The organism is Collinsella aerofaciens (assembly GCF_027679495.1).
GTDB lineage: Bacteria > Actinomycetota > Coriobacteriia > Coriobacteriales > Coriobacteriaceae > Collinsella > Collinsella aerofaciens_AK.
This window is the reverse complement of record NZ_JAQEKC010000011.1, coordinates 45,642-69,274: the sequence shown is the minus strand read 5'-3', so window position 1 is coordinate 69,274 and position 23,633 is coordinate 45,642. Positions and strand designations below refer to the sequence as shown.

General features: G+C 61.1%; 32 protein-coding genes. 25 read left to right on the top strand and 7 right to left on the bottom strand.

Annotated elements, in window-relative coordinates:
* Positions 1-209 precede the first annotated feature (209 nt).
* The 10 genes from PGW49_RS05880 to PGW49_RS05835 all read left to right on the top strand — a co-directional run bounded on the left by PGW49_RS05880 (position 210) and on the right by PGW49_RS05835 (position 8,125).
* Positions 210-1,010, top strand: coding sequence for a purine nucleoside phosphorylase YfiH/LACC1 family protein (locus PGW49_RS05880; protein ID WP_270225901.1), 801 nt, complete (start codon positions 210-212; stop codon positions 1,008-1,010).
* Complete coding sequence (locus PGW49_RS05875) at positions 1,007-1,843, top strand: phosphate ABC transporter substrate-binding protein (protein WP_270225900.1); 837 nt, start codon at positions 1,007-1,009, stop codon at positions 1,841-1,843. The genes PGW49_RS05880 and PGW49_RS05875 overlap by 4 nt, the downstream gene beginning before the upstream one ends.
* A 1-nt stretch (position 1,844) precedes the next feature.
* Positions 1,845-2,771, top strand: coding sequence for a phosphate ABC transporter permease subunit PstC (pstC, locus tag PGW49_RS05870; protein WP_006234251.1), 927 nt, complete (start codon positions 1,845-1,847; stop codon positions 2,769-2,771).
* Between the two features lie 3 nt (positions 2,772-2,774).
* Positions 2,775-3,680, top strand: coding sequence for a phosphate ABC transporter permease PstA (pstA, locus tag PGW49_RS05865; RefSeq protein WP_270225899.1), 906 nt, complete (start codon positions 2,775-2,777; stop codon positions 3,678-3,680).
* A 12-nt stretch (positions 3,681-3,692) separates the two neighbouring features.
* Positions 3,693-4,496, top strand: coding sequence for a phosphate ABC transporter ATP-binding protein PstB (gene pstB, locus PGW49_RS05860; protein WP_270225898.1), 804 nt, complete (start codon positions 3,693-3,695; stop codon positions 4,494-4,496).
* Between the two features lie 92 nt (positions 4,497-4,588).
* Positions 4,589-5,446: a phosphate signaling complex PhoU family protein gene (locus PGW49_RS05855; protein WP_138112191.1), complete on the top strand. Its 858-nt coding sequence runs from the start codon at positions 4,589-4,591 to the stop codon at positions 5,444-5,446.
* A 119-nt stretch (positions 5,447-5,565) separates the two neighbouring features.
* Positions 5,566-6,303 (top strand): YggS family pyridoxal phosphate-dependent enzyme, encoded by a 738-nt coding sequence (locus PGW49_RS05850; RefSeq protein WP_138112193.1) that lies wholly within the window; start codon positions 5,566-5,568, stop codon positions 6,301-6,303.
* 60 nt (positions 6,304-6,363) lie between these two features.
* Positions 6,364-7,086 (top strand): cell division protein SepF, encoded by a 723-nt coding sequence (locus PGW49_RS05845; protein ID WP_022094497.1) that lies wholly within the window; start codon positions 6,364-6,366, stop codon positions 7,084-7,086.
* A gap of 15 nt (positions 7,087-7,101) precedes the next feature.
* Positions 7,102-7,389 carry a YggT family protein gene (locus tag PGW49_RS05840; RefSeq protein WP_040358293.1) on the top strand — a complete coding sequence of 96 codons (288 nt, stop codon included), beginning with the start codon at positions 7,102-7,104 and terminating at the stop codon, positions 7,387-7,389.
* A gap of 61 nt (positions 7,390-7,450) precedes the next feature.
* On the top strand, positions 7,451-8,125 hold the full coding sequence (locus PGW49_RS05835; RefSeq protein WP_022094499.1) for a DivIVA domain-containing protein: 675 nt from the start codon (positions 7,451-7,453) through the stop codon (positions 8,123-8,125).
* Positions 8,126-8,291: 166 nt separating this feature from the next.
* On the opposite strand, the gene PGW49_RS05830 is transcribed toward PGW49_RS05835, so the two are convergent.
* The 3 genes from PGW49_RS05830 to PGW49_RS05820 all read right to left on the bottom strand — a co-directional run bounded on the left by PGW49_RS05830 (position 8,292) and on the right by PGW49_RS05820 (position 10,849).
* Entirely contained in the window at positions 8,292-8,822 is a 531-nt protein-coding gene (locus tag PGW49_RS05830; RefSeq protein WP_138112199.1) for a nitroreductase family protein, read from the bottom strand.
* 286 nt (positions 8,823-9,108) lie between these two features.
* Positions 9,109-9,732, bottom strand: coding sequence for a DUF47 domain-containing protein (locus PGW49_RS05825; protein ID WP_138112201.1), 624 nt, complete (start codon positions 9,730-9,732; stop codon positions 9,109-9,111).
* 67 nt (positions 9,733-9,799) lie between these two features.
* Positions 9,800-10,849, bottom strand: a complete 1,050-nt coding sequence (locus PGW49_RS05820) for an inorganic phosphate transporter (protein WP_117655139.1) — start codon at positions 10,847-10,849, stop codon at positions 9,800-9,802.
* 250 nt (positions 10,850-11,099) lie between these two features.
* Here PGW49_RS05820 and PGW49_RS05815 point away from each other — a divergent pair, with 250 nt between their 5' ends.
* From PGW49_RS05815 to PGW49_RS05800, 4 genes are all read left to right on the top strand, one after another.
* Complete coding sequence (locus PGW49_RS05815; protein WP_117746758.1) at positions 11,100-11,438, top strand: hypothetical protein; 339 nt, start codon at positions 11,100-11,102, stop codon at positions 11,436-11,438.
* 79 nt (positions 11,439-11,517) lie between these two features.
* Positions 11,518-12,213, top strand: coding sequence for a Bax inhibitor-1 family protein (locus PGW49_RS05810; protein WP_117746759.1), 696 nt, complete (start codon positions 11,518-11,520; stop codon positions 12,211-12,213).
* A gap of 138 nt (positions 12,214-12,351) precedes the next feature.
* Positions 12,352-13,473, top strand: a complete 1,122-nt coding sequence (locus PGW49_RS05805; protein WP_270225895.1) for a TIGR02452 family protein — start codon at positions 12,352-12,354, stop codon at positions 13,471-13,473.
* Between the two features lie 78 nt (positions 13,474-13,551).
* The gene (locus tag PGW49_RS05800) at positions 13,552-14,211 is read left to right on the top strand and encodes an SGNH/GDSL hydrolase family protein (RefSeq protein WP_138112203.1); all 660 of its coding nucleotides are present in this window, start codon (positions 13,552-13,554) and stop codon (positions 14,209-14,211) included.
* A gap of 117 nt (positions 14,212-14,328) precedes the next feature.
* Here PGW49_RS05800 and PGW49_RS05795 read toward each other — a convergent pair whose 3' ends face one another.
* The 4 genes from PGW49_RS05795 to PGW49_RS05780 all read right to left on the bottom strand — a co-directional run bounded on the left by PGW49_RS05795 (position 14,329) and on the right by PGW49_RS05780 (position 17,730).
* Positions 14,329-15,420, bottom strand: coding sequence for a site-specific integrase (locus PGW49_RS05795; RefSeq protein WP_270225894.1), 1,092 nt, complete (start codon positions 15,418-15,420; stop codon positions 14,329-14,331).
* A 445-nt stretch (positions 15,421-15,865) separates the two neighbouring features.
* Positions 15,866-16,405 (bottom strand): hypothetical protein, encoded by a 540-nt coding sequence (locus tag PGW49_RS05790; protein ID WP_270225893.1) that lies wholly within the window; start codon positions 16,403-16,405, stop codon positions 15,866-15,868.
* Positions 16,405-17,103, bottom strand: coding sequence for a DUF3800 domain-containing protein (locus tag PGW49_RS05785; RefSeq protein ID WP_270225892.1), 699 nt, complete (start codon positions 17,101-17,103; stop codon positions 16,405-16,407). Before PGW49_RS05785 ends, PGW49_RS05790 begins: the two co-directional genes overlap by 1 nt.
* A gap of 3 nt (positions 17,104-17,106) precedes the next feature.
* The gene (locus PGW49_RS05780; RefSeq protein WP_270225891.1) at positions 17,107-17,730 is read right to left on the bottom strand and encodes a helix-turn-helix domain-containing protein; all 624 of its coding nucleotides are present in this window, start codon (positions 17,728-17,730) and stop codon (positions 17,107-17,109) included.
* A 117-nt stretch (positions 17,731-17,847) separates the two neighbouring features.
* On the opposite strand from PGW49_RS05780, the gene PGW49_RS05775 reads away from it, so the two are divergent.
* The 11 genes from PGW49_RS05775 (at position 17,848) to PGW49_RS05725 (ending at position 23,566) form a co-directional block, all read left to right on the top strand.
* Positions 17,848-18,051, top strand: a complete 204-nt coding sequence (locus PGW49_RS05775; RefSeq protein ID WP_270225890.1) for a helix-turn-helix domain-containing protein — start codon at positions 17,848-17,850, stop codon at positions 18,049-18,051.
* Positions 18,052-18,203: 152 nt separating this feature from the next.
* On the top strand, positions 18,204-19,175 hold the full coding sequence (locus tag PGW49_RS05770; RefSeq protein ID WP_270225888.1) for a prohibitin family protein: 972 nt from the start codon (positions 18,204-18,206) through the stop codon (positions 19,173-19,175).
* A gap of 11 nt (positions 19,176-19,186) precedes the next feature.
* Entirely contained in the window at positions 19,187-19,399 is a 213-nt protein-coding gene (locus tag PGW49_RS05765; protein ID WP_270225887.1) for a hypothetical protein, read from the top strand.
* Positions 19,400-19,682: 283 nt separating this feature from the next.
* Positions 19,683-19,931 (top strand): hypothetical protein, encoded by a 249-nt coding sequence (locus PGW49_RS05760; protein WP_006234222.1) that lies wholly within the window; start codon positions 19,683-19,685, stop codon positions 19,929-19,931.
* The gene (locus tag PGW49_RS05755; protein WP_270225885.1) at positions 19,912-20,052 is read left to right on the top strand and encodes a hypothetical protein; all 141 of its coding nucleotides are present in this window, start codon (positions 19,912-19,914) and stop codon (positions 20,050-20,052) included. Before PGW49_RS05760 ends, PGW49_RS05755 begins: the two co-directional genes overlap by 20 nt.
* Complete coding sequence (locus tag PGW49_RS05750; RefSeq protein ID WP_270225884.1) at positions 20,049-20,519, top strand: RusA family crossover junction endodeoxyribonuclease; 471 nt, start codon at positions 20,049-20,051, stop codon at positions 20,517-20,519. Before PGW49_RS05755 ends, PGW49_RS05750 begins: the two co-directional genes overlap by 4 nt.
* 3 nt (positions 20,520-20,522) lie before the next feature.
* The gene (locus tag PGW49_RS05745; RefSeq protein WP_270225882.1) at positions 20,523-20,870 is read left to right on the top strand and encodes a hypothetical protein; all 348 of its coding nucleotides are present in this window, start codon (positions 20,523-20,525) and stop codon (positions 20,868-20,870) included.
* Complete coding sequence (gene bet / locus PGW49_RS05740; protein ID WP_270225880.1) at positions 20,863-21,762, top strand: phage recombination protein Bet; 900 nt, start codon at positions 20,863-20,865, stop codon at positions 21,760-21,762. The genes PGW49_RS05745 and bet overlap by 8 nt, the downstream gene beginning before the upstream one ends.
* The gene (locus PGW49_RS05735) at positions 21,762-22,748 is read left to right on the top strand and encodes a DUF1351 domain-containing protein (protein ID WP_270225879.1); all 987 of its coding nucleotides are present in this window, start codon (positions 21,762-21,764) and stop codon (positions 22,746-22,748) included. Before bet ends, PGW49_RS05735 begins: the two co-directional genes overlap by 1 nt.
* 3 nt (positions 22,749-22,751) lie before the next feature.
* Positions 22,752-23,093, top strand: coding sequence for an integration host factor, actinobacterial type (gene mihF, locus PGW49_RS05730; protein WP_270225878.1), 342 nt, complete (start codon positions 22,752-22,754; stop codon positions 23,091-23,093).
* Complete coding sequence (locus tag PGW49_RS05725; RefSeq protein WP_270225877.1) at positions 23,090-23,566, top strand: single-stranded DNA-binding protein; 477 nt, start codon at positions 23,090-23,092, stop codon at positions 23,564-23,566. Before mihF ends, PGW49_RS05725 begins: the two co-directional genes overlap by 4 nt.
* Positions 23,567-23,633: the final 67 nt, after the last annotated feature.

Genomic DNA, 23,633 nt, shown 5'->3' with positions numbered 1-23,633 from the left:
GGGGCCCGTGGGTTATACCCTAAGAGCAAACCACCCTTTTTAAGGGTGGTTCTGATTTCGACTTTGTAAACTAGAACCTCCAATCTCTTTACGTTCCCTTTACGATTGCCTCCAGCGCAGCAGGTATCCTTTTAGAGAAGTATGACAGCCGTATAAACGCGGGCTGTAGCGGCGATGCCGCGGTACTTGTGTTATTAGGAGGCTTTAGTATGGCAGCACGTGCGGACAAAGTTTCGCGTGTCGACCATGATGGAGTTACGTTGGTGGAGGGCGCGACATCCGATGTTCGCTTTGCCTTCACCGAGCGTGCCGGTGGTGTTTCCGAAGATGCGTACTCCTCACTCAACTTGGGCTCGCATGTTGGCGATGACCCCTTTGCTGTTCAAGAAAATCGTCGTCGTGCGCTCGAGGCTATGGGTGCCGCCGAGTGCGAGCACAACCTGCTCGTTCCCAATCAGGTCCATGGTGATCATATCGTTGCGGTGACCTCGAACGGCGCCGATGACCTTGAGGACGTTCGCGAGCAGATTGCCGAGGGCTGTGATGCCATCGTCTGCACGGCGCATAACGTGCCCGTGCTGCTCTGCTTTGCCGACTGCGTTCCCGTGGTGCTGGTGGCCCCCGGCGGATTTGCCGTGGTGCACTCCGGTTGGAAGGGCACGATTGCACGTATTTCCGCCAAGGCGTGCCAGGCGCTTTGCGATGCTGCCGGTTGCGATGCGAGCGACGTTTCCGCCTATATCGGCCCCCATATCTCGGGTGACGAATATGAGGTATCCCAGGAACTCATGGATCGCTTTGCCGCCGAGTTCTCTTGCATCGATGCGAATACCTCTCGCATGCTCGATCTTTCCGCTGCCATTCGCGAGGCGCTGGTAGATGTCGGTGTCGACGCGGATAATATCGTGGATACCCAGCTTTCGACCGTGCGTCAGAACGACCGCTTTTATTCCTACCGTAACGAGGACGGCACCTGTGGGCGCCATGCTGCGATCGGCGTGATGCTATGAGAAAGATCGTATCGGTCCTGAGCGCCGCTGTGCTTACGCTTACGCTGTGCGCCTGTTCTTCGGGATCTTCTACCTCTTCCATTACCGTGGCCGGCTCCACGACCTGCCTTCCTATCGCCGAGATTGCGGCCGAGGGCTTTAAGGAGGAGACCGGCATCGACGTGCTCGTTTCCGGTTTGGGTTCTTCCGCTGGGATCGAGGCCGTCAGCGCCGGCACGGCCGATATCGCCAGCTCCTCCCGTGGGCTCAATGCCGACGAACAGGATCTGGGCCTGACTCCCATCGTCATTGCCCACGACGGTATTGCGGTCATCGTGAACGACGACAACCCCGTCGATAACCTCTCGACCGAGCAGCTCCGCGATATCTACGCCGGCAAGATTACCAATTGGAAAGAGGTCGGTGGCGAGGACCTGAGGATTCAGGTCATCAACCGAGACGAGGCGTCCGGTACGCGCGAGGCCTTCCGTACCATCGTGATGGATGACACGCCGTTCGATCGCCGCTCGGCTGTTCTTTCGGGTACGGGCCAGGTGCGCGACGTGGTATCTCGTTCGCGTGGGGCCATCGGCTACATTTCACTGGGCTTCGTCGATAGCCTCAACGCCAATACCTCGGTCAAGGCCGTCTCGGTCAATCATGTTGAGGCGTTCGAGAAGACGGTCGCGAGTGGCGGCTATCCCATCTCGCGCGACCTTTACTTCTTTGTGAAGGGTGCGCCTTCGCAGCAGGCGCAGGATTACATCGACTATGTGACGTCCGAAAAGATGGACAAGCAGATTCGCGAGGCGGGCTTTATTCCCGTCACCAACGACGAGAAGGGGAGTGAGTAGCATGGAAGCACAGGAAAACTCCCAGACTGAGCAGAATGTTCAGACGCCCAAGAAGCGCGAGCTGGCGCTCGTATCGCGCAGTACCTATATCAAGGAGAAGGCGCTGCAGTGGATTTTCTTTGCCTGCGCGTTCTTGGCGGTCGTTACCGTCATCCTGATTTTTGTCTTTACCACGTACTCGGCGCTGCCCGTCTTTACTGACATCGGTCTGGCGGACTTCTTTAGCTTTACGTGGGCGCCTTCCGAGGGCCACTACGGCATCTTGTCGCTGCTTGCCGGCTCGGGTCTGGTGACCGTCGGTGCGCTCGCCATGGGCGTGCCGCTGGGCGTGGGTACGGCCGTTTACCTGGTCGAGATTGCCAGCAAGCGCGTGCGCAAGCTCATCAGCCCCGCCGTTGACCTGCTGGCGGGCATACCCTCCATCATCTACGGCTTCTTTGGCATGATCATCATCCGCCCGTTTATCGCACAACTGACCGGCGGCCTTGGTTTTGGTGCGCTGACGGCGTGGTTTGTGCTCGCCATCATGATCGTCCCTACCATCACCACGCTCACCATCGATGCTCTCAATTCCATTCCCATGGGCATTCGCGAGGCATCGTATGCCATGGGCGCCACCAAGTGGCAGACCATCTATAAGGTCGTGCTACCTGCCGCGAAGCTGGGTATCGTTGATGCCATCGTGCTGGGTATGGGCCGTGCCATCGGCGAGACCATGGCCGTGCTCATGGTCGTAGGTAACGCCCCGGTTATTCCCGACAGCATTGCGAGCCCCATCTCGACGCTCACGAGCCAGATTGCGCTCGACATGAGCTATTCCTCGGGTCTGCACCGCTCGGCGCTGTTCGGCATGGGTGTGGTCCTGTTTATCATCTCCGCCACGCTGGTGGGCATCGTCCGTCTGATTTCCAAGAAGAAGAGGGGGTAGGCTATGTCCGATTCCGTTGACACGACGGTCGATACGACCTCGTCGCGCGAGCGCATCAAGCGTGCCCTTTCCCACGGCAAGAAGGGCCGCATCAACAAGGACCTGTCCAACAAGATCATGCTTGGCGTGTTTCGTGCCGCTACCTACATCACCACGCTGGTGCTGGTCGCTATCATCGCCTACGTGGTCATCAACGGCCTGCCACACATCTCGCTCGACTTTATCTTCGGTTGGCCCCAGGGCGTCAACGCCGAGGGCGGAATTTGGCCCACGATCGTCTCGACCGTCTACGTGACGGCGCTCGCCATGCTTATCTGCACGCCGATCGCTGTGCTGGCAGCCGTCTATCTGGCCGAGTACGCCAAGCAGGGCAAGGTCGTCGAGCTCATTCGCTACGCTGCTGACGCTTTGGCCTCGGTGCCCTCCATCGTTATGGGCCTGTTTGGCTACGCCTTGTTTGTCGAGGCTATGGGCCTGGGCCTTTCGATGGTCTCTGCCGCTCTGGCACTCGCGCTCTTGATGCTCCCCATCGTCATGCGCACCACCGAAGAGGCCATTCGCGCCGTTCCGCGCTATATCCGTTGGGGCGCGTACGGCCTGGGCGCCACCAAGTGGCAGGTTGTCTCCAAGATCGTGCTTCCTTCTGCCTTTGGCCGTATTGCCACGGGCATCGTCCTTGCCATCGGCCGTGCCATCGGCGAGACCGCGGTGGTGCTCTACACCATGGGCCAGGCCATCAATCTACCTATCTCGCCGCTCGATTCCGGCCGCCCCATGACGGTCCATCTGTACCTGCTTGCCAACGACGGCATCAACATGAACGCAGCCTACGGCACCGCGCTCTTGCTGATGGTGATCATTCTGGCCTTCAACCTGTTTGCGCGCTTCCTGTCGCGTAAGCGTCGCTAGTTAAGGAGTCCCATGTCCGTTTATCAGTCCGCTCCCACGCTGGAGCAAGCGGCCATTACGGCCAAGGATTTCAACTTTTGGTACGGTGACTTTCATGCGCTGACGGGGCTCGACCTCAACATCGCCAAAAACGCCATCACCTCCTTCATTGGCCCTTCGGGTTGCGGAAAGTCGACGTTTTTGCGCTGCATCAACCGCATGAATGACCTGATCGAGGGTACGCGCGTCGAGGGCACCATGACGCTCGACGGCAACGATATCTATGCCGAGGGTGTCGACCCGGTCGACCTCCGTCGTCGCGTGGGCATGATCTTTCAGCAGCCCAACCCGTTTCCCAAATCCATCTACGAGAATGTCGCCTTTGGCCCTCGTCTGCAGGGCGTGACTAGCAAAAGCGACATCGATGATATCGTGGAAGAATCGCTCAAGCGCGCCAACCTCTGGAAAGAGGTATCCAATCAGCTCAACAAGGATGGTTTGGCGCTCTCGGGCGGTCAGCAGCAGCGTCTGTGCATCGCGCGCGTGCTCGCGGTGCAACCCGATGTCCTCCTGATGGACGAGCCCTGCTCCGCCATCGACCCCACGTCCGTCTCTAAGGTCGAGGATCTGATGGCCGAGCTGGCGCCCGAGATGACGATCATCATCGTCACGCATTCAATGCAGCAGGCAGCTCGTATTAGCGACTACACCGCATTCTTCTTGCAGGAAGTTGCCGGCGAGCCCGCCACGCTCATCGAGTATGGTCAAACCGACGCGATCTTCACCAGTCCGGTGGACTCGCGGACGGAAGACTATATCACCGGCCGCTTTGGCTGATCGGTGCGACTAGTCCCAAGCCGATCGGACCTGGTCCGGTGCGTATTCACTGTGCGGGCGGCATGACCGCACCCAACTGATTGGAGTGAACCATGCGCAAACTGTTTTCCCGTCAGCTCATCGAGGCCCGTCACGAGATGCTGAGTATCTACGAGGCCGTCGATCTTGCCCTTCACGACGCCGTGAAGGCCTATGTGACCGACGACCGCAAGCTCGCCACCAAGACCAAGAAGCGTACGCTTTCGATTGACGCACGCTGCGCCAACCTGGAGGCCGTCTGCTACAACCTGATTGCCACGCAGTCACCGGTCGCCTCCGACTTCCGCTTGCTGCAGACGATCATCTACGTCGACTTTAACCTGCAGCGCATGACCGATAAGGTTCGCCAGATTTGCCGCGCCACGCGTCATATGATCAAGGCCGACATCTCGCTGCCCAAGGAGCTTGTCGGCACGGTCGAGGCCGAGGCTGAGGCCGTCTACCAGGTGCTGGGCTCTTCGCTTTCTGCGCTCGTCACCAACGACATGTCCATCATCTGCAACTTGGCCGTCGAGGACGAGCCAGTGCACGCCGCCTACGAGAAGTTCTTCCGCACCTTTAACCGCATGGACACGGGCGATTTTATGGACGACGACAGCAACTATGACGACCTGCGCCGCGCCATCATGGTATCGCGCTATCTCGATCGCATCGCCTCGATTTCCATCGATGCCGCCTGCCGTCTGACCTTCCTGTTGACCGGACAGCGTATGACTGCCAGTGATATCGCCTGCACTGATGAGGATGAGCTCGAGAGCATGCGCGTGCCTTCGGGCGAGGGTGTTATCATGAGGCCCGCCGTCGATGCACGCTACGTTGCCAAGGTGCCCGTTAACGAGGTCAGCGAGGGTCTTCGCTACCTGCTCGATCATCTTGAGGATGAGGACGATGGCGAGGACGACGAGGAGTAAGTAACCCCGTTCGTCGAAAGATTGTAAATACCTAAGTGAGCGCGGCCTTGCACATGCGGGGCCGCGCTCTTGCGTTAGCATGGGACTACTTGTTTGGCTGTCAGCGGAGGCGATTGGCAATGGATAACTATTTGGACTTGATGCGCGCTCGCCGCGAGCAGATTCTGGAACGTTTTTATGCGGCGCTCGATCGCGCGGGCCGTCCCCACGACGCCGCGCGCCTCATTGCCGTGTCCAAGACCGTTGGTGTCGATGAGACCGTTGCCGCCATCCAGGCGGGGTATCGCCATTTTGCCGAGAATCGCCCGCAGGAGCTGGTTCGCAAGCTCACAGGTTTGGCGGAGCATCCGGAGCTGCCCGAGGTGCGCTTCGATATGATCGGCAACCTGCAGACCAATAAGATCAATGCGGTGCTGGGCTCAGCCGAGCTGATTCACTCGGTGGGTTCGCTGCATCTGGCGCAGGCGATCTCGAGCCGTGCTGCCCGCAAGATTGAGGCAGGCGAACTCGCCGGCCCCCAGCGTGTGCTCATTGAGGTCAATGTGAGTGGTGAGGAGTCGAAGGGAGGCTTTTCGCCCGATGAGATTCGCGCCGCCGCGGGTGAGCTTGCGGAACTTGAGGGAATTTGCGTACAGGGGCTTATGACTATGGCGCCCCGGGGGAATAAGGATGTGGCACGCCGCACCTTTGCGGGGCTTCGTGAGCTGAGGGATGAGCTGGAGGCGGCGCATCCCGATTTGAACCTGCCTGAGCTTTCCTGCGGCATGAGCGAGGACTTTGAGCCTGCCCTTGAGGAGGGCTCTACGCTCGTTCGCCTGGGCAGGGTAGTATTTAGCCCGGAGTTTGCAGTAAAATAAGGCTCTGAAGTGCGCACTGATTATCGGGGCGCCTGCACTAAACCGCGAGAGGACACAACCATGGGCTTCCTTGACGAGATTAAAAATAAGATGCACCTGGGCGGCCAGCAGGGTTACGACCAGGGTTATGGCCAGGACGACGACTACGGCTACGATGATGGCTATGACGATGGCTATCAGGGCAACGGCTACAGCGGTGCTTCGGGCGAGGGCTTCTACACCCAAGACGAGCCGAGCAACGGCCTGCTTGGTCAGACGCGCCGTGGTGAAGCTGAGTCGGTTGCCGTGTATACACGCTCCGGGCAGCTGGTCGGCGATGACTCCCGCCATGCCACGACGTATAACCCGCCTTCGCGCTCGCAGGACAGTGTTGCGAGCGGTTATCGTCCTGGTGCCTATGACACGCCGTCGAGCTACGCCGAGAACACCCGCGCCCGTGCCGCCGCTGCGCCTGCGCCTGCACCGAGCGATGCCTCGGCCTATGCGAGCAATATCATCAACGCCACACCGCAGCTGCCGGCCTATGTCCTGCGCCCCGAGAGCTATGACGACGTGGAGACCGTGGTGCGCCGCGTTCGCACCAAGCAGCCTGTCGCACTGATTTTTGTGGGCGTACGCACCGAAGTTGCCAAGCGCGTCTTGGACTTCTCTTACGGCTTTGCCTGCGGTCTGGGTGCCACGGTCAAGGAGGTGGGCGACCGCGTGTTCATGGTGCTGCCCGCCGGTTGCGAGGTCAAAGATTCCGATCTCAAGAAGCTTCGTGCCGACGGCTACCTTAAGTAAAGACAAGACGAGGAGATTCCCATCAACATCTACACTATCGTCCAGCTGGTCAATACGCTGTTCAACTTCTATTCCACGCTCATTGTCGTCTACTGCTTTATGACGTGGATTCCCATGAAGCAGGGTGGTTTGCTTCAGGATATTGCCGCGGTGCTTGATAGCGTGTGCGGTCCGTGGCTCAACCTGTTCCGTCGTTTCATCCCGCCGATGGGCGGTATCGATTTTTCGCCGGTCGTTGCGATTATTGCGTTGCAGTTGGTGCAGAGGCTGGTTCTGCAGCTTCTTATAGGTATACTCGTGTAGAACTGTCTTAGTAACTTACGTCGGGCGTGTAGCGCCGAGGCGATGAAAAAGGAGACTTGTTATGGCTATTACCCCTGCAGACATCCAGGCTCAGACTTTCTCTGAGGCCAAGCGTGGCTACGATCCTGCTGAGGTCGACGTCTTCTTGGAGACGCTGTCCTCTGAGGTTGACGCTATGCTCGCTAAGATCGTCGACCTTAAGGGTCGTCTGACTGCTACCGAGCAGCAGCTTGCCGATGCGCAGGCTCAGCTTGCCCAGGCTCAGGATGCCCCCGCCCAGGCCGTTCCTGCCGCCCCCGTGGCTGCTCCCGCCCCTGACTTCTCCGCTCAGGAGCGCCAGATTTCCGCTGCCCTGATCGCTGCCCAGCAGACCGCTGAGACCATCGTCAACGATGCCAATGAGAACGCTGAGCGTATTCGCAACGAGGCTGACGCCAAGGCCCGCGAGGTTATCCGCCAGGCTCTGACCGAAAAGCAGGCTGAGCTCGAGGAGATCGATCGTCTCAAGGCTTCTCGTGAGGAGTTCAAGGCCGAGTATCTCAAGCTCATCCAGCACTTCATGGACGATGCCCAGAACTCCTTCCCGGCCGACCTCATGGCCTCCACGCCGGTCGGTTCTGCCGCTTCTCCTGCGGTGACTGTTCCCGCCGAGCCGCTGCCCGTCGCTGACCCGGTTGTCCCCGTGGCCGATCCCTTCGCCCCGATCGACAACTTCGCTGCCGACGACCTGGACTAACATTCGGCCTACAATTTAGTGCCTAGAAAGGACCCGCAGCTTGCGGGTCCTTTTTTATGACTGTACCGGGGCGCGCAACATAAAAAACCGAGCCCTGCACATGGTGGCGCAGAACTCGGCGAACCGGTGAGCGGTCAAGGATAGGTTTTAGGGCATGTCCCAAAATCTACTTGAGGAGGAAGTCGGAGAGGGGAATGGTACGGGCCTCGCGATGCTCGGGATCGGCGATGTGGTCGGCAGGATATCCACAGACGAGCATGTGATAGGGATAGACGCCCTTGGGCAGATTGAACTGCTCCTGTGCCACCCCAGGCTTAAAATGGCATACCCAGCACGTTCCCAGGCCCTGCTCGGTGGCCTCCATCATCATCTGATCGCAGACGATCGAAGTATCGATGGCACTCGAGTTCATCTGATCATACGGGCGCACCCAGGCATCATCGGTAACGCTGCAAATAAGGAAGATAAGCGGAGCGCCAAAGATAGACCCATCACGAGCAAACCGAGGCTGACAAGCAGCAGCCTTCTCCAGAAGCTCAGGCGTATCCAACACCATCACACGGGTTGGATGGTTATTACAAGCAGAAGGAGCAATACGCCCAGCCTCAACAATGGCATCCACAACAGCTTGCTCAACAGAACGATCCTGAAATTCACGACAAGAATACCGACCCCGAGCCAGATCCAAATAAGACATACAAGCCCTCCAACAATTAAAAATCAAACAAACCCAAAGTAACCCAAACAGTACCCAAAGCAGCAATCAGCCAAACGCTCATCGAGGGCCAAAGTGTCCGAACGGATACCAAAGGTCCCTTCAGCCAAACCCCCATTGCGCTATAACTATCAGCCAAAGTTCCCAATGGTGGTACGTAAGGGAGCGGGCCCGGCCACTAATAACCTTTTGAACGACTCTGCTTGCAGCCGGAGTGAAAAAGGTTATTAGTGGCCGGGCCCGCGACCGCCGGGACACGTACCCCCAATTAACTGTTCTTCATGACAATCGAATCCACAACATCGGCCACATTCTCGCAGCAGTCGGCGCAGTACTCCAGGAAGGCGTAGACGTCACGCCAAGCGATGACCTCGAGCGGATCCTTGCCGTTAACGTGCAGGTTGCGCATGGCGTTGATGTAGAGCTCGTCGGCCTCGGACTCGATGGTGTTGATCTGGATGACCAGCTCGCGCAGCGTTTTGGACTTGCGGTAGTTGGGAAGCTCGACCATCAGGTCTTTCATGGCGCGGCAGGCGTCAGTCACCTTGTGGGCGATGACGATGGCGTCGGGATGGATGCTCTGAATGTTGGTGAAGTAGACGCGCTGCACGACGCCCTCAATACGGTCGAGCACGGTGTCGAGCGCGCAGCTCATCAGATCCAGATCCTCGCGCTCGAGCGGGGTGATAAAGGCGGTGAGCAGGGCGTCTTCGAGCTCGTGGTGCTTCTTGTCTGCCGCATGCTCAATCGCATGCATCTTATTGAGCATGTCGTGAATCTGCGCGGGATCGAAGTTCTCAAAAATCTTGGTGAGCAGCTCTGCGGCCTGGACGGCGAGGTCGGCGCAAGCGACGTAGTTGTCAAAGTAGAACGAATCGGGTTTCTTTGCCATGGGTGGGTCCTTTCGAGGCGAAGACGGGTGGGCGAAGTGTTGCGGTCCGGATGGACGTTCGGTTTGATTAGAGGAACATCATGAACAGCTTGGCCATGACAAAGCTGATGAGTCCGCAGGCGGGGAAGGTGAAGAACCAGGTGAACATCATGTCCTTGACGACTCCGAAGTTGATGGCCGAGAGGCGCTTGACGGCACCGACGCCCATGATGGCGCAGGTCTTGATGTGTGTGGAGGACACGGGGATGCCGGTAAGGGTGGCAAGCAGCAGGTTCGCGGCGCCCGCGAGGTCGGCGGAGAAGCCCTGATACTTCTCGAGCTTAACCATGCTCTGGCCGACGGACTTGATGATGCGCTCACCGCCCACGCTGGTACCGATACCCATAGTGGCCGAGCACAGCAGCATAATCCAGATGGGGATGCCGGCATCGCCGACGCTGGTCTGGCCGTTTGCGAAGGCCACGCCTAAAAAGAGCACGCCGATGAACTTCTGTCCATCCTGCGCGCCGTGCATAAAGCTCATGGCCGCAGCGCTCGCGATCTGAGCGTATTTAAAGAAGACATTGGCACGTCGCCTGTTGGCGGCGGCGAAAAGAATCGAGACGAGTTTGCACAGGACCCAGCCCATGACAAAGCCCAGGCCGATGGAGAGCGCCAGGCCGTAGATGACCTTCATCCACTCGTGGACGTTGACGCTGCTCGCGCCGCCGAGGGCGATAGCGGCACCGGTCAGGCCGGCGATAAGGCTGTGGCTTTGCGAGGTGGGGATGCCAAAACGCGACGCTGTGGCGCCGTAGACGACGATGGAGAACAGGGCCGCGCACAGGCAGGCGAGCGCCATGGTGCTGTTTCCGCCAAAGTCGACGATATGCGAGATGGTATTGGCGACGCTCGCATTAAAGTGCGTCATGATGAGCACACCGAGGAAGTTGAATGCGGCGCTCATGAGAATGGCGGCGCGGGCGGGCATGCAACGCGTAGTGACGCAGGTCGCGATGGCGTTGGGCGCGTCGGTCCATCCATTGACGAAGATGGCGCCGAGCGCGAGGATCACGGTGACGGCAAGGACTGGGTTCGACACAATTTGGCCGAGGAAGGTTGAGAACGTTACGTCCATATATGGGCTTTCTCGAAGTTTGCAGGCACGTTACAAAAACATGATAAATCGTATCACCTCCTGCGGGTTTCTTTACCGAGTTCTGATGGGAGAAGTGAATTTTTTGGCACTAATATTGAATATTAGCCCTGTTGACCGCGGGTGTTCTTTTTGCTAACACACCATGAGGACACGTGTGCGTGCCCCAACATCCCAAAACCACAGTCTGTTCGCTTTACAATATGCAAACATGCGTTCGATAATAGGAGGCATGGAATATCGACAGACAGATGGCAAAACTCGGCGCGTGCACAAGCAGTATGTGGACGTCGTGGCTCGCATCCTCGCGGGCGGACAGGTCGTGCCGGTCACCGTCTGCTGGGTCGACGGTCGTTGCTTTACGATTGACGAAATTATCTCGACCACCGGGTTTGGCCTGATGGTCCACGGCATCCGTACGGCAACCTATAAGGTGCGTTTTGGCGGGCACGCGACCGAGTTGTATCTGGAGGACCAGACGCGCGAGCGGGCGGACGGCTCGCAGGCACACGTGATGCGTTGGTGGGTCTGGGCCTTTGATCGCACGCTCGAGGGCGAGCGCCGTAGGTAAGGACGTACGGCATTCGGGTACAATGACAGGAATCTTGTCAGCTACTGCGCTGTCGCGGCGCTTTTGAAAGGACGAAATTATGAACGATATTCAGGGCTATCAGAACGGCCCCATCGAAACCGGCGCAAGCCGTGCCAAGGAGATGTCGCCGCGTGCGTATAATCTTGCCATGTCTGCCCTCATCTTCTTGGGCTTTTGTGCCATGGGCGTCGGTGCTTACTTTACGAGCACCATGTCGTTTGCGCGCATGATGATGAGCGGGGCTGCCCTACCGCTGGTTTTTGGCTCGTTTATTTTGACCATCGTCGGCATGGTCATGATGTCGGCCGCCGCCAGCAAGCAGTCCGTGGGCCTGTCCCTTGTGGGCTACGTAATCTTTGCGAGCACCTTTGGCCTGACCGCGTCGTTTGGCCTTGCCAACTACGACCTGCCCACCATCAACACTGCCTTTATCGCCACGGCCGCCATCACCTTTGTCTTTGGCGCCTTGGGCGTGACGTTCCCCAAGTTTTTCCAGCGCGTATATGGCATCGGTTTTGGCATTCTGCTCGCTACTATTCTGGTTGAGATCGTGCTGATGTTCATGGGCGTCTCACAGACCATCACCGATCTGATCGTGATCGTGGTGTTCGCCGGCTTTATTGGCTACGACACCTATGTTGCCACGACGGTGCCGCCTACGCTGCCCAACGCCGTGCTCATGGCGTCCAATCTGTTCGTGGATATTATCAACGTGTTCCTGCGCATTCTGAACATCCTCGGCCGTCGCGACTAGTGGCGAATTGCGGCGGTGCTTGCCGTACGTGCAAATCGATGCGAAAGGCGGTCCTTCGGGGCCGTCTTTTTTGTACGCGGCGGGGTATCATGGATGGGAAAAGCCGATAGCGGCAGAGACCGAGAAAGGTGACCACTTATGGCAGACGTCGACAACAGGAACCGTAACCGCAGGTCCAACCGAGCGGGTCAGCCCAATCCCAAGCGCGAGGCCCGTGCCAAGGCCGCCGAGCGTCACGTGGCAACTGTGTCCGAAGCGTGCGCCAAGGATATCGAGCGTTCGCTTGCCGGCGTGTGCGAGTTCGATGGTATGCCTGCCGGTTTTGTCGCGGCGATGAAGGCCAAGGTTCAGAGTGCTGTGGCCGCCGAAGAACAGGTTGCCGAGGACGTCGAGGGCGCGGAGGCTGCCGAGACCGAGACGGCGCCCGAGACCGAGGCAGCGCCTGAGCCTGCCGAGGAAATCGCCGAAGCTGAGTCCGCGCCTGCTGAGGAGCCCGCTCCGGTTCTGCCTGAGGTCACCGTGCTCGATGCCTCCGCCACGCAGGCCATCCTGGACAACGGTCGTGGCTATGCGCAGTTCTGCGACATGGCCGTGCTCGCCTTTGCCTCGTTCACCAACCCGGGCGGTGGCTACATCCAGGGCTATCTGGGCCAGGAGGCCACGCTGTGCGCCGATTCGTATCTGTACAACGTTCTCGATAAGCAGCGCAAATGGTACGGCGAGAACCGTCGCCGCAACATCAACTGCGAGCTTTACCGCAACCGTGCGCTGGTGGTGCCTGCGGTGCGCTTCGACCGCAACCACGTGCATGGATACGCCGACGTGATCGTGGCCGCCGCGCCCAACGTTAAGCGCGCCCGCCAGGAGTATCGCGTGAGCGACGATGCTCTGCTGGACGCCCTGCGCGACCGCATTCGCTTTGTGCTTGCCATCTGCGACGAGCTAGGTCGCGAGAAGCTCGTGCTGGGCGCTTGGGGCTGCGACAACAACGGCTTTGACGCAGAGGCCGTGGCCGAGCTCTTCCGCAAGGAGCTCGCGTCGGGCGACTTTAAGGTCAAGCAAGTCTTCTTTGCCGTGCCTTCTACGCGCTGGGATGAGGATTTTGCCAAGTTCGAGCACGTGCTGGCAAACTTCCCCGAGCGCAACGAGGAGTCCTATGCCCAGGTTGCCGCTCGCGCTGCGGCAGCTCGCGCCGCCGAGCAGACCCAGGCTGCTACCGAGGATGATGAGGACGAGGACGATTGGCGCAAGTACCTGTAATCGGTACGTGCTGACAGATAGGTCGAGCCGGCGGGAGAGGCTGCTTCCGTCGGCTTTTTACTGAGCGAGGGGCTTACGATGAAAAACGTTCTATGCTTTGGCGACAGCAACACCTATGGTTACGATCCGGCGGGCATGCGCGACGGCACCGCGGTGCGCTATGCGCAGGATGCGCGCTGGTGCGGCGTGGCCCAACGTGACTTAGGCGAGGGCTGGCATGTAATTGAAGAAGGCCTCAACGGCCGCACGACGGTACGCGACGACATGTGCCATCTGGACACCAATCTTAACGGCATCCGCGCACTTCCGATGCTGCTCGAGGCCCATAAGCCGCTGGACGCCATTGTGATCATGCTGGGCACCAACGACTGTAAGACGGTCTTTAACGTGACAGCTTCCGATATCGCCCGTGGCGCCATGGCGCTGATTCGCGCCGTCCGCGCGTTTCCGTGGACCGACGCTGCGCCTTGTCCGCGCATTCTGCTGATGGCGCCTATCAAGATTAAGCCGCAGATCGCCGACGTATATATGACCGATTTTGACGAGCATTCCGTAGAAGCCTCGGAACATTTTGGTGAGTACTACGCGCATGTGGCTGAGCAGTTTGGCTGCGACTTTTTGAATGCAGCGGAGTTTGCCGAGCCGGGCGATATCGACTATCTGCATATGATGCCCGAAAGCCACGAGAGCTTGGGACATGCCGTGGCAGCCAAGCTCCAAGAGATGCTCGGTGAGTAGCGCGACCCCAAGCCACCACAAAGGGGGCGGGCGCCTTTGCGGTGGCTTGGACTGCGAATCTTAATACTGCCACAACTAACTGCGTGCCATCTACCTGCGGCTTTGCGGGGTAATATCCTAACTTATCCTAAGCGCGTCGAAGGCGGCGCGGACGACCTGCTCGGCGGTGGGGCGGATATAGTGCCGTCCCGACACGCCGGGGAGGGCGTGGCCCATCAGCATCTCGATGAGGTCCCACGGCAGGCGAAGCTCGACCTCCGCTATCGTACGCCAGGAGTTGCGGAGGTTCGACCACGGGATGTGCTCGATGCCGCGGGCGGCGCAGAGTTTCCGCCAGCGGTCGTTGCAGATGCTCCGGTTCATGGGCAGCCCGTCGCCCCGGTCGCTCAGCCACTCGCGGCCATCGGCGGCGCGCGAGGCCGCTATCTCGACAAGGCGGTCGGCGGCCTGCGGCAGGATCACGACGGTGCGGGCGGACTTGGCGGTCTTGAGGGCGCCCACCGGCTCGGTGCCGGACTGCTGCATCTGGCGGCAGATGTCGGCGGAGGCGAGGACGGTGCCGCTACGCTCCCAGCGCAATACCTCCTCGGTGCGCACGCCCAGTGACTCGCCCGAGCGGCAGGAGCCGAAGCACGCGAGGATGAACGCGGGCTCCAGGGGGTTGCCGCGCAGTGCGTCGAGGACGTCCAGGGCCTCGTCGAGGGTGTAGACGCGCTTTGAGCGCTCGCGGGTCTTGCGGGTGGGCATGGTGTACCTGACGCTGGCGGCGAATGGGTCGAGCGGCAGGCGGATGAAGGTCGAGACGCAGGCGTAGACCTTGCGCAGGGTGAGCAGGGCGGTGTCGGCGGTGGCGGCGGGCAGCGTCAGCAGCCACCCCTGCAGCTCGACGGCTCGCAGCTGGTCGACGGGCGCCTGTCCCCATCGGGGGCCGACGTAGTTTCTCCACGAGCGCAGCACGAGGTCGCGGGTGTTGGGGGCGAGCGTCCCCGCCTCGACCTGCGCGGCCATCTTGGGGACGAGCCACGTCTCGTAGGCCTTGGCTATGGTGGGCACGGGGGCGTCGTCGGCGTGTTCGACGTGGATGCGGTCGAGTTCCGCGCACGCCTCGCGGTAGGTGCCGTACACGGTCTTGGTCTTGCGCCTGCGGCCCTGCGGCGTGTTCTGCATCCAGCGCAGGACGTACTTCTTGCCGCGCCTCATCTCGGTCACGGAGCCCCAGACGCGGCGGCGCTGCTTTCTTGTCATATAATCAGATCCGTTCAGATCGCGGGCTTATTCTCCGTTTCGCCCGGTTCTGACCTCGGCCCCGTCTCATGTTCCAAAGTGCAGGGGCCGTCTCCTTAGTCTCGGGGCCGCGGCATCAGCCTGCGGTCCCGAGATTTTTTGCTTTCATGTGCATCACCTCCCTAGATGTAGACGCTTGGAATTTCGCCGCGATGGGGCGATAATCGGGATAGCTCATCCACCGTGTGTGTGAAGGAGTCCTCTGGAGGCGCCCAAACAGCGCCTCCTGCTTTTCCCTTCGCTGTCTCCAATCTCCATAACTTGTTCGGTTTACTTTTACTGCCGCTGAGGCATAATAAGGACGAGCCCTTTGCTTAAAGCTCAGGACCTGGCCGCACCTCGGGGCCCGAAATCCGGGGTCTTCTTTTTTTCATTTCCTATATCTTTCGACTAGCTGGGTGATTCCGTCTTTCCGGTATTTTTCCGGGCGGTTCACCCTGTCCCATATTTTTCCTACGTACTTGCTTCCGGCGGGGTAAGCGCTTCGGAAAATGTACTTCCCGGGAAGAGCGCCGAGGGTGACGAGGTAGTTAATGTCTGGACCGGTTGCCACCACGCTTATGCTGTCCTCCTTGCCTCGCTTGTTCGTCTGACGGAAAATATCGAGGTCGATTCGTCTATCGAGAACCTTTGGAATGAGGGGAAGTCGCTTCACTCTTTCAAGCTCGATGTCCGTTATCGGGTTCAGAGGGAGCCCGTCGCGTCCGTGGACGCAAATCAGATGCCGCCACTTTGCTTCGCTGTTCAGTCCTATCACCGGCAACCCGTTCCAATATAGCGGCCTTGTGAGTTCGGCAAAGTAATAGTCGTGTGAGACGTCTCGCACTTGAAACATGTCATAGCCAAAACCCAAAAAATATCGCGATAGGTCGAGATGACCGTTCTGGTCGATGGAGTACCCCATAGCCATCACATGTTCCTGCGGCCGCGAAAATGGAATACATTGAATTTCTGCTCGGAGGGCCACGTCTCGTAGCTCGCGAGGGTGCTGATCCCGAGATTTCGGCAGATGTCTCTGCAGATTTGAAGCTTCGCCGCGCTTGAGCCCTCGACCTGCAGGTGCCCGTTCCTCGAAGCCGCAAGCGCCCCGATGAACAGGTCCGCCAGCTGAATCAGGTCGTTCTCGTGAGACTCGACCTCCTCGACGAAGCGGACAGCATCGCCGAACTGGAAGGTGTCTATCAGGCACCTCCTCAGCGTGTCGACCCTGTCGCGCTCGTCGATTCGGCGGTCGATGAACAGGCGGTATGAGTCCCTCCGGTCGAGCCAGTTGTTGAACACCTGGTAGTAGACCTTCTGGAACATCTCCTCGGTGTCCTCGAAGTTCGTCTCGCGCCTGCTGACGACGACCGCGCGGAACCTGAGCCCGGGGTCCGAGAAGAAGAGGTCGACCAGTGCCTGGAAGAAGGGGAGCCTCGACGGGCATACCGTCTTCCACCCGAATTCCCCCTGCACGTTGTAGTAGGCCCTGAGCAGGTCCACCTTCCTCACGATCTCCCTCTTCCGGTCAAGGAGGCACATTATCCCGCCTATGGCCATGAAGTCGTCCGAGGCCGAGGAGGTGACGCAGCTCTCGTCGCAGTAGACGTTGTAGGTCGCGCGCTCCACGCTCTAGCCCCTCTCGTCCCGCTCGCCCATGTACCAGACGACGCGGCCCTTGCAGACCACGGGCTCGTCGCCCGGCCCGGCGAGGATGTCGTCGTACTCGCCGCTGTGGCTGTCCGCCGTGAGCATCACGGTGGAGCGGCCCCGGGTGTAGTTGCGCACCACGGCGCCGTAGTCGGCCGTCTCGGCGAGCACCGGCTGGCCGTTCACCGGCTCCATGTCGGGGTCGACCAGCAGCAGGGCGTCGTGCGGGAAGCGGTTGTCCATGCACCCTCCCTGGGCGTGGACCATGAAGCCGCGCGGGTGCGCGTCGGCGATGGAGGCGGGGACCTCGACCTCGTCGGCGAGGCTGCCCTCGTCGCACGGCTCGCCCATGTGCGCGAAGCCCAGCAGGGGCACCATGTGCGACGCGCCGCTGATCGCGGCCTCGGAGGCGTCCTCTCCCATGAGGTCGGCTACCGTCGTGTCGAACAGTTCGGCAAGTTGCCCTAACTTGGTTAGGCGAGGTTTCGCCCGCCCGTTTTCCCATGCTCCGATGGCTGCTGCCGACACGTCGAGCTTTTCGGCAATGTCTAGCTGGGTCAATCCTGCTTTTGTGCGTAGCGACCGGAGCTTATCACCAAATTCCATAGTGCCTCCTAACTGGGTTACTTTCATCCTAAGCAAAAATAATTTTGGTTTAAAGCAAAAAGTAATTGTGGTTTGACCCAAATTAGATTATGATTAGGACAACGAAAGGAGGAGCGGATGCAGAACCTTAAGGAGTTTCGAGAAGCTGGGGCCAAGCGATTCCAGAAAAAGGAAATCGCCGCAGCTCTGGGAATTACCGAGCCGACGCTTACAGCCATTGAAGACGCACAGGCAGACAAGCTAACGGCCACGATGGCGGACAAGCTAGGCAAGCACTTCGGCATTGACGGCAATATTTTTTTGGGTATCGACCCTAAATAAATTAGGGTGCAAAACGAAACGGAGAGAACCATGAACGAGAACTACATCGACATCGAGCTGGGCGGCTGGAACATCCCCGAGGCCATCACGGTCGAGGCCGAGCCCGCCGAGGCCCGCGACTTTTCCGACTTCGAGCTGTAGGGGAGGGCGACATGATTCAACTGATTATCGGAGCGGGCCTTGGACTCGGCGGCGTGGCCGCCGCCGTCGCCATCAAGCGGTATAACGAGGCCGAGCGCGAGAAGGCCGCCGGGCCCGCGGACCATTGGGGCAACAAGTACGAGGCCCGCATCGTCTCGCCCGCGTGTGCCCTGCCCCTCGTCCTGACGGGTGCCATCATCGCCGCCACCGCCTGCTTCTATACGCAGGACACCGGCGAGGTCTGCGTCATCCGCAACCTCGGCGGCTCGCTCGCCGGCTCGACCTCCGAGGCCGGTTTCCACGCCAAGGCCCCCTGGCAGGACGTCGTGACCTACGACGTCCGCAACAACCTCATCAACTTCTACGGGGACACCGACTACGAGGTGGACGGCGGCTCCTACGAGGGCAAGCAGGTCTCCATCAACGACAAGTCGGGCGCCAGCGCCAACATCGACATCCAGGTCAACTACTCGCTCAACCCCGACGCCGCGCTCAGCCTCTACAGCGAGTACGGCACGCAGGAGAGCTTCGTGGAGAAGTACATCTCCAACGACGTCCGCGCCGTCACCCGCGAGGTCTCGGGCGGCTTCGACACGGTGACGATGCTCACCGACCGCTCCCAGTTCACCAAGGCCGTCCAGAAGGCCCTCACCGAGAAGTGGAAGGGCATAGGCCTCACGGTGGAGCAGGTGAGCGTGCAGGACGTCCGCTACCCGAAGAACATCACCAAGAGCTACAGCGAGGCGCAGGCCGCCGAGGTCGCGAAGCAAAAGGCCCAGAACGAGCAGGAGACTGCCAAGGTCGAGGCCGAGACCAAGAAGATCGAGGCCCAGGGCGAGGCGGACGCGAACGCCGTCCTCGCGAACTCGCTCAACGACCAGGTCCTCCAGCAGCACTACATCGACGCGCTCAAGAGCATCGGCAAGGACGGCAACCTCGTCGTCGTGCCCGAGGGCTCCCAGCCGATCGTGGGCACGAAGTAGGGGCGGCGGCGATGTTGGACCTTATCCATGCGGCCGTCCGGGTCTTCCTCGACGTTCTCGCGGTCGCGTTCGTGCTAGAGCACACCCGCGAGCTTCATGAGAAACATCGCGAGATCAACGACGCGCCCAAGCAGGTCGCAGGCGTCGTTGATGAACCCGGCGAGGACGATCGCGGCGCTGATGCGAGGGTGCCGCTCGACCCAGTCGACGAGCCGCACGAGTAGGGGGCCCGCTGGTCGGACGTGCTTCGGTCGGTATGTCGGCTGTCTTCAAATCATGCCCCGAAGCCTAACGCGTGTGTAACGCGTCAACGCGGGTATTGCCGCTCAGGCAGCCCGCGGGCCCCATCCCCGGGGCGGCACCGTTGCCCCGCGGCTCTCCATAACCATCCGCGGGGACGTTCCCTACCGGTGCCGTGCCGGGGGCGGGGCCCCGAAAGCAAGCAACAAAAAAGAGCCGCCCGGTGTGGAAAGCGGGGACGGCTCAAGACCTGAAAGGAGGTCACTCATGGATTCTAGCAGAGCCAAAACGTTCCAGCAGATGGCCGACGAGCTAGGCATCCGCCACAAGCTGATGTACACGCTGCGCGAGGCGTCGAGGGTGACGGGGGTGCCGTACGACACGCTGCGCATCGAGTGCAAGGCGGGCCGCCTGCGCTCGCAGCTGCCCGAGGGGCGCAAGGTGGGGCGCATGGTGCGCCCGGAATGGGTGGAGCAGTGGATCGAGGAGGGTACTCATGGCATCGAGGCTGCTTAGGTGCGCGGGGTACGTCGCGCTCACACTCGCGGTGTACGAGATCATGCCGTACGTCCTGCGGGCGCTGCTGCTCATGGCGGACGGCATCCGCGTCGTGCTCGGGATGGGGTCGATGCTGTGATCGGAAGGAACTTCGCGTTCACCGTCCCGTTCGTGGCCGGCAAGCTTCGCCACAGGCTCGACCGACGCCACTCGCGGATGTACACGCCCACCGAGACCATCCGCAACGAGGCCGCCATCCGCGACGCGGCGCTCAAGGCCATGCGGGAGGCGTACCCGGGTCTCAAGGGGATGCTGTTCCCGTTCAGGGTCCCCGTCGCCGTACGCATCGACGCGTACGGCCCGCTGCCGGAGTCGAGACCGAAGAGCGTCACGTCGGAGCCTTACACGTTCAAGCCGGACGCGGACAACATAGCCAAGCTGGTGCTGGACGGGATGAACGGGGCTGTCTGGGGTGACGACAACCAGGTGGTCGAGCTCCATGTCGTCAAGTGGCCCCGAATGCGCGGTATCGAGCCGCATATGGACATACGGGTCTACCGCGGCTGGTTCGCAGGCACCAGGGAGAAGAAGAGAAACGGAGATTAAGCAATGGAGTACACGCACATAGACGTCCAAGTCGGTGGCGATGCGTTCGAGGTGCTGGACGAGTTCGCCACGAACCTTATCTGCCTCGCAGACGAGGATGGCGCCGAGATAGGGAAGAGGGGCCTGAAGCCAGCGTGCCTGCGCGGCATTGCCTACGGGCTTCTGTACAGCATGAAGCTGCTGGGAGCCGATTCGCAGGACGCCGAGGTCTACGACTCCATCGTCGGCGGCGCCGGCCGCATGGAGCGCATCTACAAGCTGAACGGGCCGTGCGGCGTGTTCGCCGAGCTGGCGGGCGTGGACATCGAGAAGGTCGAGATCAATGACGAAGGGGTGACCATCAATGAGTAACGAGGTCATCGAGTTCAAGGACGATGCGGGCATGCCCGTCAAGTTCACCTCGCAGGACATCCGCGAGCGCCTGTGCCCCAACGCGACCGAAAGCGAGCTGGCGCTGTGCGTGGAGCTTTGCAACCGCCAGCACCTGAACCCCTTCACCAATGAGGTGTACCTGGTCAAGTACGGCAGCGCCCCGGCGAGCATCATCACTTCCTACCAGGTGTTCAACCGCCGCGCGAACAGGCAGCCCAACTACGGCGGCATCGAGAGCGGCGTCGTGGTGCTCCGCGACGGCGAGGTCGTCAAGAAGAAGGGCTCCGCCGTCTACAAGATGATCGGGGAGCAGCTCATCGGCGGCTGGGCAGAGGTCGCGTTCACCGACGGCAAGAAGCCCGCATACGTCGAGCTGGCGCTCACCGACTACAGCACCGGCAAGAGCAACTGGGTGAAGATGCCGGGCGTCATGATCGAGAAGTGCGCCAAGGCCGGCGCGTGGCGCCTGGCCTACCCCGACGAGTTCGGCGGGATGTACACGGGCGAGGAGATGGACCAGAAGGTCGAGCGCGACATGGGCGCCGGCACCCGGGCCGTCGAGGCCGAGAGCGTCGAGCCCGTGGCCGACCTGCAGCCCGTGCGCGACCTGTTCAAGCCGTTCATGGCGGCGACCGGGCTCGATAGCGCCGGGGCCATGGCGGCCATCTGCGCCGCCGTGGGCTGCTCGTCGGGCAACATGCACGACATGACGGTCATGCAGGCGCGCCGCGCGGCCTCGTGGATGGAGGAGGAGATCGCGGCCCGCAAGGCGCAGCCCGAGCCCGCCGCCCCCGAGCCGGAGCCCGCGCCCGTCTATGAGCTCGCGCCCGCCGAGTATGCGACCGACGACGACCTGCTGGAAGGCTTCTAATGGCAGACGAGGTTTTGGCGGTCGAGGCCGTGCCGCTCGAGGAGGACTTCGACACGCTGGTAGCGTCGCTCGCCATCGACGACACGCTCGAGGACAAGCTGGCGCGGCTCAAGAAGAACGTGGACGAGAAGCTGGCGGACTACGTGGACGTCAAGCACATCGAGAAGGACGAGGACTTCAAGGCGGCGAAGAAGTACCGCGCGGCGGTCAACGACGTGAAGAAGCCCATCGAGGCGCAGCGCAAGGCCGCGAAGAAGAAGTACAGCGACCTGCTCAAGACGTTCGACAAGACCATCGGCGAGATAACGGCGCCCATCGACAAGCTGTCCGATGAGTACAAGGCCGAGATCGACCGATACGACGGCGAGTGCAGGGCCCGACGTCTCGCCGCGCTCAAGGGCCACTACTACGACCTCGCGGGCGAGATGGGGCCGCTGGTGCCCTACGAGCGCATCGCCGACGACAGGTGGCTCAACGCGAGCTTCGGCGAGGTCAAGGCCAAGAACATCATCGAGCGCCGCGTGGGCGAGCTGCTGCACCAGTTCAAGTTCGTCAACGGCCTCGACTACGCGGACGAGTCCGAGAAGGCGTGGGCCGTGGCGTGGTGGGCGAGGACGCTGCCGGCGGACTCGGGCGAGGTGGCGGCGGCTGTCGCCGCGCACCGCGAGGAGGTCGCCGAGGCCGCCGCGCTCGTGTCGACCTACGAGCGGGCGACGGCGCCCGCACCGGAGCCCGAGCCGGAGCCCGCGCCGCTGCCGCCCGACCCCGAGCCGATGCCCGTCGAGGAACCTGAGCCGCCATTGGGCGTGCCGAGGTGCGTGCGGGTGGTGCCATCGCGCCCCGAGCCGGATGTGGCCGAGGATGCGGCACCGGCGCCGCAGAGGGGCTACCGCGTGGTCATCGAGTGCGCCACGGCGGACGAGCTTCGCCGCGTGAGGGCAGTCATGGTCGACAACGGCATTCACGAATACGTCGAGAGGATGTAGGACATGGAGGAGAAGAACCTGCCGCCGCTCCGAACGCCGGAGCAGCGCAAGGAGGCGATGGCGAAGGCCATCCACACGCGCCGCGAGCGTGCCGCGTTCAAGGCAGCGTGCAAGGCGGGGAACATCCCGCCCGAGGTGGCCATCGAGGCACCCACCGCGGCAAAGCTCAAGGTCGATGAGTTCGCCCGCTCGTTCCCGGGCATCGGCCCGGTCACGGCGAAGGTGATCGTCAAGGCGCTTGACATCCCCGATGGTCGCCGCGTGAGCGGCCTGGGGTACATGCAGGGGCCGCGCCTTGTCGCGTTTATCAAGAACAACATGACCGCGAAGGAGGACGGGCAGTGAGCATCAACCGAGTGAACATCAGCGGCAACCTCACCCGCGACCCCGAGCTTCGCGCCACCGCCGGCGGGACGCAGGTCCTGTCCTTTGGCGTGGCGGTAAACGACCGCCGCCGCAACGCGCAGACCGGCGAGTGGGAGGACTACCCCAACTTCGTCGACTGCACCATGTTCGGCAACCGCGCCGAGGCCGTGAGCCGTTTCCTCGCCAATGGGATGAAGGTCGCCATCGAGGGCAAGCTGCGCTACAGCTCATGGGAGCGCGACGGCCAGAAGCGCAGCAAGCTCGAGGTGATAGTCGACGAGATCGAGCTCATGGTGCGCCGCGAGGGGCAGGCGCAGGCCCAGCCGCAGCAGAGCCTCGCGGACACGGTGCCCGTGCAGCCACAGGCGCAGGCAGCGCCGCAGTGGAGCGCCCAGCAGGCCTACGCCGCGGTCCCGCAGTCCGAGTTCTACGACGAGGACGTGCCGTTCTGATGAGGCGCGTACCCGACATCATCCGCGACCACTGGGAGGCGGCCCTGTTCGCCGCCTCCTTCTCCGC